The sequence below is a fragment of the Aliivibrio sp. 1S128 genome (assembly GCF_001691065.1).
Lineage (GTDB): Bacteria > Pseudomonadota > Gammaproteobacteria > Enterobacterales > Vibrionaceae > Aliivibrio.
On the sequence record NZ_MAJV01000002.1, the window covers coordinates 13994 to 30055 of the forward strand.

A 16062-nucleotide genomic window follows, 5' to 3' on the forward strand; every position below is an offset into this window, starting at 1 on the left:
GAGATATTCCAAATGAGAATGTTAGATCTGAATATAAACCATTTCTGTTCATATCTCTAATTGAGTACACTCCTCGAACTATTTTAGGAGTTACACATGCACACGCCAGTTTCCGCTCAACCAGCAACACCGTTTACGCAACAATCAGATAAAAAAATCATTACTCTCATGGTCATCTTGGTTTTATTTAGCCCGTTAGCGATTGATATTTATCTTCCTGCTTTACCTATGATGGTAAGCGAATTTCAAGTGCCTTCAACCCTAGGTCAAGATACGATTACGTGGTTTATGTTTAGTATGGGTCTTGGGCAACTATTCGCAGGCCCATTAGCTGACCGTTATGGCCGTCGCCCAATTGCATTAACGGGTATTGTTATTTATGGTTTGAGTGCAGCATTAGCTTATTCAGCTCAAGAAATGGAAATGCTATTAATTGCCCGTTTATTACAAGGCTTTGGTGCTTGCGCTACGTCAGTTGCTGCATTTGCTTCAGTGCGAGATTCATTTGGTGCAGAGAAAAGTGGTCGAATGATCAGTTACCTTAATGGCGCAATCTGCTTTATTCCGGCATTAGCACCTATTTTAGGCAGTTACTTAACCATTCATTTTGGCTGGCGTTCAAACTTCAGTTTTATGGCTGGATTTGCACTTGTCGCTCTAGCGTTGATCGCGATTAATTACAAAGAAACAAAACCGAAAGACACAGTACAAACAGGGCGCTTAATCAGTCCATCTCGTTATTGGTCGGTACTACAGCACCCAACCTTCTTATTCCACGCAACCTTATGTATGTTAGCGATGGGAGTTATCTTAGCTTATGTTACTTCAGCGCCAGTATTTCTGATTGATAAGCTTGGACTGACAATGCAAGAATTTACTAATTGGTTTGCGGTAAATGCGGTATTAAATATCGCGGCGTGTTTTGCTGCACCTAAATTCATGGTCAGATTCGGAACGAAAAACGCCTTATTATTCGGCCTAAGCATACTTGTTATTGCTGGTGGTTTAATGCTTGGTTTTCAACATATTCAGCAAGCTTGGGCGTTTATGGTCCCGATCTTTTTCTCGTCAGTAGGCTTCGCATGGGTACTGGGTTCGGCGGCAGGTAAAGCATTAGCACCTTTTGGTGATAGAGCGGGTACTGCTGCTGCATTGTTAGGGTTATTTCAAATGAGTGGTGCGGGCGTCATTGTTGGCACAATGCAAAGATTAGCACTCCCTTCTGCACAACTCTTAACGATAATGATGTGGCTTCTTATCCCAGGCTTGCTGATCCTATTGACTAAAACAGGCCAACGCTGGCATTCAGGCATTACTGAGAAGTAATTCCTATAAATTGAACAGAAAAAGAACGATTTTGGTTCGTAATATATTCAGTTAATGTGACTTTCAGTGTATATTCAGCATTATTACTAATATTGACAACTGAAAGGCAAAACGCGCAATGTCGATGTCTATTATTGAAATGGCTCGTGTTCTAGAGCAGATGGAAGAGTCACCAGAAAAACTAATGTTTGGTAAACTTCTATCTGAGTTAGGAAACCAAAGCCAAGAGCGCGTGCGAAGCGCTGCGAGACAAGTGTCAGTTCCAACATTGCGTGATCTTATTTACCAATTTCAAGTGGTAATAGAAGAGCGCAAAGGCGAAACGACTAAGAAATTAGCTGAAGAGATGGCAAAAGAAGGTGTCTCTTTAGAAGACTTCCAAGCTTATTTGGCAAGTAAATAAATAGCTTGAGTAAACAAAAAAAGCAGCGATTAGTCGCTGCTTTTTTTATATCAAATAAAAGGTTGCCGACTAAATTTTACCGGTAATTTCTTTCTCTTTTTTCTTTCCATAAAATTGTTGTACTAATAATCCGCACACAATCATAAGCAAGCCAATCAATGTTGATGGGTGGATCTCTTCACCAATGATATTTGCCAGAAGCAATAAAGAGATAAACGGAGACGCAAAAATTAGGTTACTGATACGTGCTGTATTTTGAGTTAAACGCAACGCAGATAACCACAATACAAACGTTATGCCCATCTCAAACAAACCGACATAAGACACCGCTAACCAACCACTCATTGGGATTTGTGCCCAAGGTGCGCCTTCATAGATACTCAACCCAATCGCAACAGGAAGTGCGACTAAGAAACCAAGTAGTAATCCTAAAATTGGGTCTGCTTTATTTTTCGCATTTAAGATCCAATAGCTCGCCCATAATAATGTTGAAAATAGCGCTAAACCAACACCTAATGGACTATCAAACTCTAGTGCTAAAATATTGCCTTTAGTTGCAATTACGATCACACCAAAATAACCCAACACGCAAGCAATCCAATCTTGTTTTCTGATTTTTTGACCAAGAAAAACAGCGGCCATTAACGTTAAGGTTATCGCCCAACTGTAGTTTATTGGTTGGGCTTGCGAAGCCGGTAATAGGTCGTAAGATTTAAATAGAACTAAGTAATAAGCCAGAGGGTTAATTGCGCCAAGTAAAATGTAATACAAAGGGTTGGCAATAAAGGTGCCGATGAGTTTCGATAATGTTTTTTGATAAGCAGCAACACCAATCAAAGCAAGAATAGAAACGGCACTGGCAATGGTGAGCATTTGAATTGGTGTAAAGTGTTCTAAAGTAATTTTAAACGCGGTAGCAACAGTGGACCATAATAGAACCGCTGCGATACCAAATCCTAAAGCACGACGTTCGTTCATTGTTATTATTCTCAGTTAGAAATCCATTTAGATCAGGAGTGTACCTGCGCTTGATAAATAGTGTTAACTGGACATTTATCCAGTATCAAAATATCCTATAAGAATAAGTTTTTGTATTGAGTAAGTTATGGAATTTTTTAATCAATTTGGTGGGCACTTATTGTTTGGTTTTGCGGGAGCAAGCATTGCTTATGCCGTAGCACATGTCTTAGCAAAAAGTCGTAATCAACAAGAATTAGCCTTATTAGAGCATGAATTAGAATCAGAAAAAAAACTCGCATCAACTCAATTAAACCAACTCAATCTGCAATTAGAGAAACAGCAGAATGAGTTGGATGAACTGGATCTCGAAAGAGATAAGCTTGCCCAAGAACAAAAACAATCTCATGGTCGTTTAATGGCCGCCATGGAAAAGCTGCGTTATTTTGAAGCCATCCAAAAAGAGAAAGAATTTTTAACTCAACAATTAGAGTTTTCACGCCAAGCGAATTCTAATGTAGAAGCGGAACTGCGAGAGCAAGAAGCGCGTCATGAAGAAGAGCGTAAATCGAGCCAAGAAAAACTTGAGATGCTAGAGCGTGCAGAGTTGCGCTTAAAGCAGCAATTTGAAAACTTAGCGAATCAGTTATTTGAACAAAAAACCAAAACCGTTGATGAGCAAAATAAAGTCAGTTTAGAGGGCTTGTTGTCACCATTAAAAGAGCAGTTAGAAGGATTTAAAAGACAGGTTAACGACAGTTTTGGTTTTGAAGCCAAAGAGCGACATACTTTAGTGCATGAAATTCGTAGCTTACAACAGCTGAATGAACGAATGACACAGGAAGCGGTAAACCTGACCAATGCACTAAAAGGTGACAACAAACAGCAAGGTAATTGGGGTGAAGTCGTCCTTGCCCGAGTACTAAAAGAGTCAGGGTTACGAGAAGGCCATGAGTACGATACCCAAGTCAGTATGGATGATGAAGACGGTAAGCGTTTTTATCCCGATGTAATTGTTCACTTACCTGACGAGAAAGATGTCGTGGTCGATTCAAAAATGACCTTGGTTGCCTACGAGCGATTTTTTAACAGTGATGACTTTAACCAAAAAGAGCAAGCGCTTGATGAGCACTTAATGGCAATTCGTGCACATTTACGAGGGCTCAGTAAAAAGGATTATCATAAGTTAAATGGCTTACGCAGCTTAGATTATGTCTTGATGTTTATTCCTGTAGAGCCTGCATTCCAAGTGGCAATTGAAGCGGATCCCTCGTTGATATCAGATGCAATGGAGCAGAACATTATTATCGTTAGTCCAACAACCTTGTTGGTGGCATTAAGAACCATCAGTAATTTATGGCGAAACGAAAGACAAAATCAGAACGCAAAAATCATCGCCGATCGTGCCAGTAAGTTATACGACAAAATGCGTTTGTTTGTCGATGATATGGAAGCGGTAGGCAGTTCGTTAGATAAAGCGAATCAAAGCTACCAAGGTGCGATGAATAAATTGGCAAGTGGACGAGGCAATATTATTCGTCAGGCTGAAAGCTTTAAAGAGCTAGGTGTCGAAGTAAAGCGAGACATAAATCGTAAATTTATTGAGCAATCTTTTGACGCAGATACGATTCAAACGCTTGGAGATAACGGCTTGGATAAAGTAGACTAGAGTGCTGTTGAATTCAGAGTGTAGGGATTCAGCGAACAATCTCTAGAGGACGAAAAATGACGGACAAGATGAACATTGCTGAAGAAACAACGCACTTTGGCTTCACCACAGTCGCGAAAGATGAGAAAGTCGCGAAAGTTGCAGAAGTATTTCACTCTGTAGCAGCAAAATACGACATCATGAATGACCTTATGTCTGGTGGTGTTCACCGTGTTTGGAAACGATTCACGATTGATTGCAGTGGCGTACGTCCTGGTCATAAAGTTCTTGATTTAGCGGGCGGTACTGGAGACCTTACGGCTAAATTTTCACGTATCGTTGGTGACACGGGCCAAGTTATTTTAGCGGACATCAACAACTCAATGTTGAATGTTGGTCGAGATAAACTGCGCGATATGGGCATTGTTGGTAACGTAAATTACGTACAAGCAAATGCTGAAGAATTACCCTTCCCAGATGATTTCTTTGATTGTATTACTATTAGCTTTGGCCTACGAAACGTCACGGATAAAGATAAAGCCTTACGTTCGATGTTTCGTGTATTAAAGCCTGGCGGTCGTCTATTGGTCTTGGAGTTCTCAAAACCAATCATTGAACCATTATCTAAAATCTATGATGCGTACTCTTTCCATTTACTTCCTAAAATGGGTGAATTGATCGCGAATGATGCTGAAAGCTATCGTTATTTAGCGGAATCTATTCGTATGCACCCAGATCAAGAAACACTAAAAAGCATGATGGAAGACGCAGGTTTTGAGCAAGCAAACTATTACAACCTTACTGGTGGTATTGTTGCATTGCACCGTGGTTATAAGTTTTAAAGGATAAAACGATGCCATTAGAACCGTTTGTAACTGGCGTGATGGAAACGGGGTTAAATACTCTGTTGAAAGAATCACCGGACAGTAAAGCTGCTTTGCTGCGCTTAAAAGGTAAAATCATTCATGTTCATTTAAACGAAGTGAATAAAGATCTGTATTTCATCTTTAGCCAACAGCAAGTGGACATTCTGTCCAAGTTTGAAGGTGAGGTAGATTGCTATCTTGCTTTAAATCTTTCTGTCTTGCCTCAATTGCGTGAGCAAAATAATATTACTCAATTAATAAAACAAGATAAGTTGGTGCTTGAAGGTGATCTTAACCTCGCTCAACAATTTTCTGCATTATTAACAGAGTTGAAACCAGATGTGGAAGAAAAACTCTCTCAATACACCGGTGATATCGTGGCTCATACGTTAGTGAGTGGCGTAAAAAACAGTGCGTGTTGGGTAAAAACACAAATTTCTCGCCAAACACGTCACGCGGCAGAAGTGTTAACCGAAGAGTGGAAGATTGCACCTGCGCCGTTAGAAATTGCACATTTTTGTGACCAAGTGTCTGATGTTGACGCTCAACTTGCCGAGCTTGATGCTCGTTTAACTCGACTATTAAATCGTAATTCAGTGGAGAGCGCATGACCCCATCAGAGCTAAAACGCCTATATCATATTACCAAGGTACAACTTGAGTATGGATTAGATGAACTGCTGCCTGATCATGCATTAACTCAATTACCGAAACGTTTACGTCGAGGCCTTTTTTGGATTAAAAATAAACATCCAGAAAAACCGTTGGGTGAACGTTTACGTTTAGCGCTGCAAGAATTGGGGCCGGTATGGATTAAATTTGGTCAAATGATGTCGACGCGTCGTGACCTTTTTCCGCCTCATTTAGCTGATCAACTGGCGTTACTGCAAGATCAAGTTGCTCCGTTTGATGGCCAATTAGCTAAAGACCAAATGGAGATTGCACTTGGTGGACCACTAGAAAATTGGTTTACTGAGTTTGATATTATTCCATTAGCGTCTGCCTCTATCGCTCAAGTGCATACTGCAAAACTAAAAGAGTCAGGTCGTGAAATAGTTCTCAAGATTATTCGTCCTGATATTCGCCCAGTGATTGAAGCGGATATTCGATTGATGTACCGCATGGCTGGGTTAGTTGAGCAGCACATTCCGGAAGCCCGTCGTCTTAAACCGGTTGAGGTTATCGAAGAATATGAGAAAACTTTAATCGATGAACTAGACTTAAGAAGAGAGGCCAGTAATGCGATGCAGCTGCGCCGTAACTTTGAAGGCAGTGAAGAGTTGTATGTACCAGAAGTTATTTTAGATTTAAGTTCTGAAAATTTGATGGTGTCTGAGCGTATCTATGGTATTCAAGTTTCTGATATTGAACAATTAGAAAGAAATAACACCAACATGAAGCTGTTAGCAGAACGTGGTGTGTCAGTTTTCTTTACTCAAGTGTTTAGAGACAGCTTTTTTCATGCGGATATGCACCCAGGGAATGTCTTCGTAAATCCAGATAATCCAGATAATCCACAATGGATTGGATTAGACTGTGGTATTGTTGGAACTCTCAATAAAGAAGATAAGCGTTATTTAGCGGAAAACCTATTAGGTTTCTTTAATAGTGATTATCGTAAAGTCGCACAATTGCATGTTGATTCAGGTTGGGTTCCGGCAGACACTAATGTCGAAGAATTTGAATTTGCGATCCGCATGGTGTGTGAACCTATATTTGCGAAGCCATTAGGTGAGATATCCTTTGGTCATGTGCTGTTGAATTTATTCAATACAGCACGACGTTTTAATATGGAAGTGCAACCGCAATTGGTTTTATTGCAAAAAACATTATTGTACGTAGAAGGATTAGGGCGACAGCTATACCCTCAATTGGATCTATGGGCAACCGCCAAACCGTTTTTAGAAACGTGGATGGCAAAACAAGTTGGACCGGCAGCCTTCCTGACTGCTTTGAGTGAGAAAGCGCCATTTTGGGCTGAAAAATTGCCAGAGCTACCAGAGTTAGTTTATGACAGTTTGCGCCAGGGCAAAGTTCTCAATCAACGAATGGATAAACTCTACGCAGGTTATCGTCAAAGTAAGCGTCAACAAGCGAAAGGACAATTTCTATTTAATGCTGGAGCAACTCTGTTGATTTGTTCTGCGGTGTTATTAACCAGTAACATTACTGCGTTAGCATCAATTAGTGCTGCTACAGGAATCACGTTTTGGCTATTAAGCTGGCGAGCATATCGTCGATAAGCGTTATTCTTATTAGCAATTTTTTAACCCTAACACGCTGAGGAAACAAGCATGGGTGGTATTAGTATTTGGCAACTTCTTATTATTGCAGTAATTATCGTTCTGTTATTTGGTACGAAAAAATTACGCGGTGTAGGCAGTGATTTGGGTTCTGCAGTTAAAGGCTTTAAAAAAGCAATAAGTGAAGAAGATACAGCAAAAGATGCGAAAAAAGACGCTGATTTTACTGCTCCTCAAAACTTAGAGAAAAAAGAAGCAGAGACAGTAGAAAAGCAAAAGCAAAACGACAAAGAGCAGGCATAACACGTGTTTGATATCGGTTTTTGGGAACTGATACTAATCTCTGTTGTTGGACTCGTTGTATTAGGGCCGGAGCGCTTACCAAAAGCGATTCGCTCTGTAGCGCAGTTTGTTGGGGCAGCAAAAAGCATGGCGAATAACGTCAAAGATGAGCTGACACAGGAACTGAAAATACAAGAGTTACAAGATAATTTGCGTAAAGCAGAACAGATGAATATGGATGACTTATCGCCTGAACTTAAAAAGTCAGTAGAAGAGTTAAAACAAGCGGCAGCTGATGTCACTCGTCCATATGCCAAACCAGAAGAAACTGTAGATACACCAAAAGTAGATACAGAGATTCCGGTTGCGTCTGGTTCAACTTCTAAAACAAAAGCAGAGTAATTATGTCATCAGTTGAACACTCTCAGCCGTTGTTAACTCACCTATTAGAGCTAAGGAATCGATTACTAAAGGCATTAATTGCCGTCATAGTGGTGTTTTTAGGTCTAGTCTGGTTTGCTAATGACATTTATGAGTTCTTATCAGCGCCTTTGGTAGAAAGACTGCCTGCAGGTGCAACGATGATAGCAACTGATGTCGCGTCACCATTTTTCACGCCCATAAAGCTGACTTTGGTGGCATCGATATTTGTCGCTGTTCCAGTGATTCTTTATCAAGTGTGGGCATTTGTCGCTCCTGGATTGTATAAGCATGAAAAGAAACTCGTCATGCCATTATTGTTCTCAAGCTCAATGCTGTTTTATGCCGGCGTTTCTTTCGCTTATTTTATCGTCTTCCCATTAGTGTTTAGTTTTTTTACAAACATTGCTCCGGAAGGTGTTCAAGTAGCGACTGATATTGCCAGTTATCTTGATTTTGTATTAGCATTGTTTTTAGCGTTTGGTATTGCGTTTGAAATTCCTGTTGCCATCATTTTATTATGTTGGACGGGAGCGACAACGCCGGAAACGTTAAAGCAAAAACGTCCATACATTGTCGTGGGTGCTTTTGTTGTCGGTATGATGCTAACACCGCCAGATATTATTTCTCAAACTTTACTTGCAGTGCCTATGTGTATTCTATTTGAGTTTGGACTGTTCTTTTCTCGTTTCTATGTGAGAGAGAAAGACGAAGATGATATGGAACAAGATGAAGCGTAACGCTTGATAAATTGGGTAATATGAAAAGCGTTGATGTTATGTCAGCGCTTTTTTTATGGGGTCAATTTAGCTAACGTCTTTTATATAGTGATCTTGCTCACGCATACTCTTTATAGAGGTTTGGGACAAAGTGGAATAGCCGTGTGCGAGATCTCTTACAAATGAGTGAGATTTATCGTTTTATTTGTAATCATAAATACATTATTTCAACCTAAGCTCATGTAAAATAAGTTCTTTTTATTTTGTGGTTAATTTTGTATATATTTTTTTGCAAAAAATAGGATTTAGTCTATTGCCGAAATAGATGAAAAGCGTAATCTCAATGGTGTCGGAAGGATGCTGACACGGAACAGGAACTAGCCAAGGATTTGGTAAGCTTCAGGATGAAGCACTCGGTTACTTAGGATTAGTAATCGGCACGGATAGCAAAATGGACATTGAATGGACGCAATAGTAACTAGGATGGTTGCTACTAAGGAAAGACGATGGACACCTCTAGGATTGAGGTAAAAGGATTGCACATCAGGATGATGTAAGGGACACCGCTCAAGGAACAAGCGAAGAGAGTTAACTACGGATTGTTAACGGATCAGGATAAGATCAAGGACACCGCTAGGATGGCGAGAAAGGAATAAGCTGAAGGAATCAGCATACTATCAAGGATTTGATGCATGGAGCACCATTAGTAGCCGGATTGCTGCGAGTAAAGTTATAACCCCGTTAGACGAGAGTCTAGCGGGGTTTTTCTTGTTTGGAACAAAGTAAAAGAGCAGGGTTCAGATCGGTCGCAAGCTCCCTTTAAGGTTTCAGGGGGATGTGTGATTAGTTTATCTATATTCGCTAGAAACTATACGCTGCGCTAACTAGATACTATAAGAGCGACTATTGTGACGTTGGAATAACAGCGTTAAAGAATCAGCTTTTTTTCTTATAGAAGCGAAGCGGTCTAGCCTCTAGTTAGCGTAGCGTATAGATTCTTCCTGAAACCTCTAGCGAAGCGATCTGAATCCTTACTCCCAAAACACCATGACCCGTGTGCGAGATCTCTCACAAACAAGTGCGCTTTTTCGCTTTATTTATGGATAAAGATAACCAGTGATAATTTAAATTATTGATATTTAATGCCTTTGTGTGTTTCAACAAAAGGGCGATAATTATTTTTGCAAAAGTTTGAATTTAGTCTATTGCTGAAAATAATGAAAAGCGTAATCTTATTGGTGTCGGAAGGATGCTGACACGGAACAGGAACTAGCCAAGGATTTGGTACGCTTCAGGATGAGGCACTCGGTTACTTAGGATTAGTAATCGGCATGGATAGCGAAATGGACATTGAATGGACGCAATAGTAGCTAGGATGGTTACTACTAAGGAAAGACAATGGACACCTCTAGGATTGAGGAAAATGGATTGCACATCAGGATGATGTAAGGGACACCGCTCAAGGAACAAGTGAAGAGAGTTAACTACGGATTGTTAACGGATCAGGATAAGATCAAGGACACCGCTAGGATGGCGAGAAAGGAATAAGCTGAAGGAATCAGCATACTATCAAGGATTTGATGCATGGAGCACCATTAGTAGCCGGATTGCTGCGAGTAAAGTTATAACCCCGTTGGACGAGAGTCTAGCGGGGTTTTTCTTGTTTGGGACAAAGTAAAAGAGCAGGGACGAGAGGCGAGGACGCTTCGCTCGAGGAGCGAGGAAGAGAAAAATCCAAAGCCTATTCGCTTCTATAAGAGCAGAGCCAATTCAGAATCTTGATGAAATATGGTATCAACAACCCCCTCTAACTCCCCCTTATATTGATATTATCGATCCCAGTAATTCATAGATAAAGGGGGGAGAACCTTCTTTGGTATTGTTATTCTAGCGATCACAAGACAGCTCCTCCCCTTGAGTAATTATCTTATGTGATCACTACTGTTGATATAAGGGGAGGCTAGGAGGGGTTGTGAGTGCAGGGTTTAATTGTTCAGTATTTTTTTGATCTTATAGTTTCTAGTTAGCGAAGCGTATCGTTTCTAGTCGTATTAATCACTTACCACAATCACCTCTGAACCCTTCAAACAAAGCGATCTGAACTCTATTGTTTTCTCTTAAATCCCAAAAAGTTTTTTCGCATTCGCCGTCGTAACCGCATCCACATCCGCCAGACTCATCTCACGTAAATCAGCGACGCGTTGAGCAACCAACTGCGTATATGCAGGCTCATTACGCTTACCACGGTGAGGTACTGGTGCTAAATATGGGCAATCGGTCTCTAAGATTAAGTAATCCATATTAAGGTGAGGAATGATTTTATCCATACCGCCATTTTTAAAAGTAGAAACACCACCAAGACCTAAGTGAAAGCCTAAATCATTGATCGCTTTAGCTTCGTCAACAGAGCCACCAAAGCAGTGGAAAGTGCCTGATAACGAGCCGTCTTGCTCTTGTTTTAGCAGGGTTAATGTCTCTTCAATAGAGTCACGAGTATGAATCACTACCGGTAATTTCATCTCTTTTGCCCAGTTTAACTGAGTGATAAAAGCCATCTCTTGTTCAGCTTTAAAGGTTTTGTCCCAGTATAGGTCAATACCTATTTCACCTACCGCAATGAAGTTGTGTTTCTCAAACCAAGAGTGGATTGTCGCTAGGGTTTGCTTAACATCAGCATTCACATAGCATGGGTGTAGCCCTATCATTGAGCGACAAATCTCAGGGTAAGTCGCCTCGGTTTTTAACATTGGTTCGATAGACTCTAAATCAATGTTAGGCAATAAGATCTGATTGATACCTTGTGATAAGGCACGTTGAACAACCAAATCTCGGTCTTCATCAAATTCTTTCGCATATATGTGAGCGTGGGTATCAATCATAATTAAGGGTCTTTTATTCAAGTTATGTTTCCTATCATACCAAGTTAATCGTAAAAATCAGATCCCTAAGAAAATTTGGATTCAAAAGGCGATGGGTATATATTGAACGCATCATAAATACAAAAGGAGCTCAGTGTGTCTGTATCCATTCAAGGTACGTTTCCAAACCGTCGTATGCGTCGTATGCGTAAGCATGAATTTAGCCGCCGTCTAATGGCTGAGAACCAATTAACCGTCAATGACTTAATCTATCCAATGTTTGTGCTTATGGGTAAAGACCGTCGTGAAGCGGTAGATTCAATGCCGGGTGTTGAGCGTTTATCGATTGATTTATTACTTGAAGAAGCACAACGTTTATATGACTTAGGTATTCCTGCGATTGCCTTATTCCCAGTAGTGTCTCAAGATGCGAAAAGCTTATGTGCAGCAGAAGCTCACAATCCAGAAGGTTTAGTTCAGCGTGCTGTGAAAGAGTTAAAAGCACATGTTCCTGAGTTAGGTGTTATCACTGATGTCGCATTAGACCCATTCACGACTCACGGGCAAGATGGCATTATTGATGAAGATGGTTACGTGATGAATGACGTAACGACAGAAGTTCTGATTAAGCAGGCATTATCGCATGCTGAAGCGGGTGCTGATGTGGTGGCTCCGTCTGACATGATGGATGGTCGTATCGGTGAGATCCGTAAAGCGCTAGAAAAAGCGGGTTACGTTCATACGCAAATCATGGCGTATTCTGCAAAATATGCCTCTTGTTACTATGGCCCATTCCGTGATGCCGTTGGTTCTTCGTCGAATCTTAAAGGTGGCAACAAGAAGAACTACCAAATGGATCCAGCCAACAGCGATGAAGCAATTCACGAAGTGGCAATGGACATTAATGAAGGCGCAGACATGGTGATGGTGAAACCAGGTATGCCTTACTTGGACATCGTGCGTCGTGTTAAGACTGAGCTTCAAGTGCCTACCTTTGCTTATCAAGTATCAGGTGAATATGCGATGCACAAAGCCGCTATTATGAATGGTTGGTTGAGTGAGCGTGATACGGTGATGGAGTCGTTATTGTGCTTCAAACGTGCCGGCGCTGATGGCATCCTAACTTACTTTGCAAAAGATGTAGCAGAGTGGTTGGCGGAAGAGAAGAAATAAGATCAGGGTTCAGATCGCTTCGCTTAAAGGTTTCAGGGGTGGGTGTGGTGAGCTTTGGTGTTAACTAGAGACTATACGCTGCGCTAACTAGAGGCTATAAGAGCATTGAACTCAGTGTTGTTAACTTTTTTCTAAAAAATAAAAAAAGCATGATGATTTTAGTTAATCATCATGCTTTTATTTTTCCTGAATCCTGAATCCTGAATCCTGAATCCTGAATCCTGAATCTAGTATCTAGTATCAATCTAGCTCTTGATTTTGCTCTTATTAGAAGCGAAGCGTTCTAGTTTCTTGGCTCTATAACTAAATCCCAGCCAATATTCGTCTGCTTATCCGCTTCTATTTCCAACTCCGCTCTAGTTAGGGGGTTTTCCGCTAACCATTTCTTATCAATAGACAACGATAAAACATCGTCTTTTTCAGAAAGAGTGACCGATGGAGCTAAAGAAACATCACGACGATGAGTCAGAATAATAGCCAAGCGCAAAATGCGTAACATACGTTGAGCTGATAAATCAGAAACTGCGTGCTGAGTTGGTATGGCAGAGAACTGTTCACGATAACGACGCAGTAATTCACCTAATAGATGTTTTTGCGCTCGTGTATAACCCGGTAAATCTAGTGCATTGATTAGGTAGGCTGAGTGTTCGCCGCCTTTTTTATAATCAATAGAAATACCAATTTCATGCAATTGAGCCGCCGCTTTTAATAAGGGTAATGCTTGAGGTTCGTTCAGCCAATTAGTGCCACATTGCGCGATAAGTTGTTCTGCTAATTCGGTAACTTGATCGGCATAAGCAAAATCTAATTGATAGCGTTGTTGAACACTACTGATGGTGCGTTGGCATACTTCATCGTGTTGTAATGCTTCAATCATGCCATAGCATAAGCCTTCGCGCAGAGCACCACCAGCCAATGTCATTGAATCAATATTGAGTAATTCAAATATAGCGATAAGGATGGATAAACCACTTGGGAACACTAAGGCGCGCTCAAGGGTCAATCCATCAATATCTAATTCTTCTAAATGTTCATATTGCATTGCTTGTTTTTGAAGGCGCTTAAGCTTGGCTAAGGTGATAACCTCATCCATGCCTTGCGCCAACATAATTTCTTGCAATGCTTGTACCGTGCCACTAGCTCCAACACAGGTTTGCCAACCAAGGTCAGTGTACTGTTTTAAAATAGGAGCTAAAGTCTCTTTTGCGCCAGTAATCGCAGCATCAAAGTTTTTTTGAGTTAATGCACGGTCTTTAAAGTAGCCTTCAAGCCAAGTGACACAGCCCATTTTTAGGCTTGTGAGTGCTTGTGCTTCAAAACCTTCACCAATGATAAGTTCAGTACTTGCTCCGCCAATATCGACAACGAGTCGACGGCCATTACCACCGGAAGTGTGTGCAACTCCTTGGTAAATAGTACAAGCTTCTTCCTCTCCCTCGATCACATTAATATCATGACCTAAGATTTTATTGGCTTTTTCTAAGAAGATATCCACATTGGTCGCCACACGCAGTGTTGCAGTACCGACAATGCGAATATTTTCTACTGGGATGTCTTGCAGACGTTCTGCAAATAAGCTCAAACAATCCCACCCACGCTGCATAGCTTCATGGCTGAGTGTGTTATTTTCATCTAATCCCGCAGCTAAACGTACTTTACGTTTGATTTTAGCCATGGTTTGCACACTACCATTTATATGACGCACAACAAGCATATGGAAGCTATTGGAGCCTAAATCAATGGCGGCATACATCGGTGATATTGTTGAACTTTTCATAACATCCCTTTACTGTTTTTCCATAGTTCTCAATTACGCTTGAGGGCTACGAGGTTGACGTGGGCGTGAATATTTACGATTTCCGCCTGGACGTTGACCATTATTATTGCTGCCGTTACGACGATTTTGTTGCGGACGGCGTTGAAGTCTGATTGGTGCAGGTAACTCTTCCAATAGAGCTGAAGAATCATAATCCGATTGTGGGATTGAATGTTCAATGTATTCTTCAATTGCAGGAAGGTTAATTGCATATTCTTCACAAGCAAAACTAATCGAGTTACCGCTTTCACCAGCACGACCTGTACGACCAATACGGTGAACATAGTCTTCGGCTTCATTTGGTAAATCAAAGTTAAATACGTGTGTTACTTGTGGAATGTGTAGACCACGAGCCGCTACGTCGGTAGCAACAAGAATATCTACGTCACCTTTAGTGAATTCTTCTAGGATGCGTTCACGTTTTTTCTGTGGAACATCACCAGTAAGAAGACCTACGCGGTGTTTATCGGCAGCTAGGTGACCCCAAACTAATTCACATTTGTGTTTAGTATTGGCGAAAATAATTGCACGATCAGGCCATTCTTCTTCGATTAACGTTTGAAGAAGTGCCATTTTATGGTCATTTGAAGGATAGAATAATTCTTCCGTAATAAGATGACCTGTTTTTTGATCCGGTTCAACGACTACGTGCTCAGGTTCTTGCATGTGTTCAAATGCAAGTTCTTGTACACGATAAGATAACGTTGCTGAGAACAGCATATTTAGACGTTCTGTTGGCGCAGGCATACGACGGAAGATAAAGCGAATATCTTTAATGAAACCTAAATCGAACATACGATCGGCTTCATCAAGAACAACGACTTGAATCATCTTAAAGTCAATTTGACCTTGCTTGTAGAAATCTATAATACGGCCAGTTGTTCCGATTAGGATATCAACACCAGCTTCGATAACTTTCTGTTGTTTTTCATAACGTTCGCCACCGTAAGCAAGTGCCGCTTTTAAGCCAGTACTTGCGATTAGAGATTCAGCATCGTTATGAATTTGAATCGCTAACTCACGCGTAGGAGCCATAATAATAGCTCGTGGTTGCGTGATTTTACGACCTTCAGGAGCAGGCGTCGTTAATAGGTGATTAAAAGTAGCAGCAAGGAACGCGAGCGTCTTACCAGTGCCCGTTTGGGCTTGGCCTGCAATGTCTTGGCCGGCGAGCAGTACCGGCAATGCCTTAGCTTGAATAGGAGTACAATTAATGAACCCTTTTGCATTCAAACCATCAAGGACCTGAGGTTCTAAACCTAGGTCGGCAAACTTTTGCTCTGTGATGTGCGTCTTTTTCATTGCTATAGAATATCAGTTAAAGCTTGCAATACGAAACGTATTCCATTCAA

Annotated in this window: 14 protein-coding genes; 10 read left to right on the plus strand and 4 right to left on the minus strand. The window is 40.9% G+C overall.

Going from position 1 to position 16062, the window contains the following annotated elements; all coding sequences use genetic code 11:
• The first annotated feature begins 96 nt into the window (after positions 1–96).
• Together A6E03_RS00935 and A6E03_RS00940 are read left to right on the plus strand one after the other, a co-directional pair.
• On the plus strand, positions 97–1326 hold the full coding sequence (locus A6E03_RS00935) for a multidrug effflux MFS transporter (protein WP_065594515.1): 1230 nt from the start codon (positions 97–99) through the stop codon (positions 1324–1326).
• A gap of 118 nt (positions 1327–1444) precedes the next feature.
• Positions 1445–1729, plus strand: coding sequence for a hypothetical protein (locus A6E03_RS00940; RefSeq protein WP_065594514.1), 285 nt, complete (start codon positions 1445–1447; stop codon positions 1727–1729).
• A gap of 69 nt (positions 1730–1798) precedes the next feature.
• Here A6E03_RS00940 and A6E03_RS00945 read toward each other — a convergent pair whose 3' ends face one another.
• A complete protein-coding gene (locus A6E03_RS00945; RefSeq protein WP_065599990.1) occupies positions 1799–2707 on the minus strand; it encodes a DMT family transporter in 909 nt (302 codons plus the stop codon).
• A 127-nt stretch (positions 2708–2834) separates the two neighbouring features.
• On the opposite strand from A6E03_RS00945, the gene rmuC reads away from it, so the two are divergent.
• The 7 genes from rmuC to tatC are packed head-to-tail and all read left to right on the plus strand — an operon-like array spanning position 2835 to position 8884.
• Positions 2835–4355: a DNA recombination protein RmuC gene (gene rmuC / locus A6E03_RS00950; protein WP_065594512.1), complete on the plus strand. Its 1521-nt coding sequence runs from the start codon at positions 2835–2837 to the stop codon at positions 4353–4355.
• A 56-nt stretch (positions 4356–4411) separates the two neighbouring features.
• The gene (gene ubiE, locus A6E03_RS00955; RefSeq protein WP_065594511.1) at positions 4412–5176 is read left to right on the plus strand and encodes a bifunctional demethylmenaquinone methyltransferase/2-methoxy-6-polyprenyl-1,4-benzoquinol methylase UbiE; all 765 of its coding nucleotides are present in this window, start codon (positions 4412–4414) and stop codon (positions 5174–5176) included.
• 11 nt (positions 5177–5187) lie between these two features.
• The gene (locus tag A6E03_RS00960) at positions 5188–5811 is read left to right on the plus strand and encodes an SCP2 domain-containing protein (protein WP_065599991.1); all 624 of its coding nucleotides are present in this window, start codon (positions 5188–5190) and stop codon (positions 5809–5811) included.
• Entirely contained in the window at positions 5808–7442 is a 1635-nt protein-coding gene (gene ubiB / locus A6E03_RS00965; protein WP_065594509.1) for a ubiquinone biosynthesis regulatory protein kinase UbiB, read from the plus strand. Before A6E03_RS00960 ends, ubiB begins: the two co-directional genes overlap by 4 nt.
• Positions 7443–7493: 51 nt before the next feature.
• Positions 7494–7745, plus strand: coding sequence for a Sec-independent protein translocase subunit TatA (gene tatA / locus A6E03_RS00970; RefSeq protein ID WP_065594508.1), 252 nt, complete (start codon positions 7494–7496; stop codon positions 7743–7745).
• Between the two features lie 3 nt (positions 7746–7748).
• Positions 7749–8126, plus strand: a complete 378-nt coding sequence (gene tatB / locus A6E03_RS00975; protein WP_065599992.1) for a Sec-independent protein translocase protein TatB — start codon at positions 7749–7751, stop codon at positions 8124–8126.
• 2 nt (positions 8127–8128) lie between these two features.
• A complete protein-coding gene (gene tatC / locus A6E03_RS00980; protein WP_065594506.1) occupies positions 8129–8884 on the plus strand; it encodes a Sec-independent protein translocase subunit TatC in 756 nt (251 codons plus the stop codon).
• Between the two features lie 2096 nt (positions 8885–10980).
• Here tatC and A6E03_RS00985 read toward each other — a convergent pair.
• A complete protein-coding gene (locus A6E03_RS00985; RefSeq protein WP_065599993.1) occupies positions 10981–11742 on the minus strand; it encodes a TatD family hydrolase in 762 nt (253 codons plus the stop codon).
• Between the two features lie 135 nt (positions 11743–11877).
• On the opposite strand from A6E03_RS00985, the gene hemB reads away from it, so the two are divergent.
• Positions 11878–12894, plus strand: a complete 1017-nt coding sequence (gene hemB, locus A6E03_RS00990; protein ID WP_065599994.1) for a porphobilinogen synthase — start codon at positions 11878–11880, stop codon at positions 12892–12894.
• A 283-nt stretch (positions 12895–13177) separates the two neighbouring features.
• Here hemB and gppA read toward each other — a convergent pair whose 3' ends face one another.
• Both gppA and rhlB read right to left on the minus strand, forming a co-directional pair.
• Entirely contained in the window at positions 13178–14671 is a 1494-nt protein-coding gene (gene gppA, locus A6E03_RS00995) for a guanosine-5'-triphosphate,3'-diphosphate diphosphatase (protein ID WP_065599995.1), read from the minus strand.
• A gap of 33 nt (positions 14672–14704) precedes the next feature.
• On the minus strand, positions 14705–16012 hold the full coding sequence (rhlB, locus tag A6E03_RS01000; RefSeq protein WP_065594502.1) for an ATP-dependent RNA helicase RhlB: 1308 nt from the start codon (positions 16010–16012) through the stop codon (positions 14705–14707).
• Between the last annotated feature and the right edge of the window lie 50 nt (positions 16013–16062).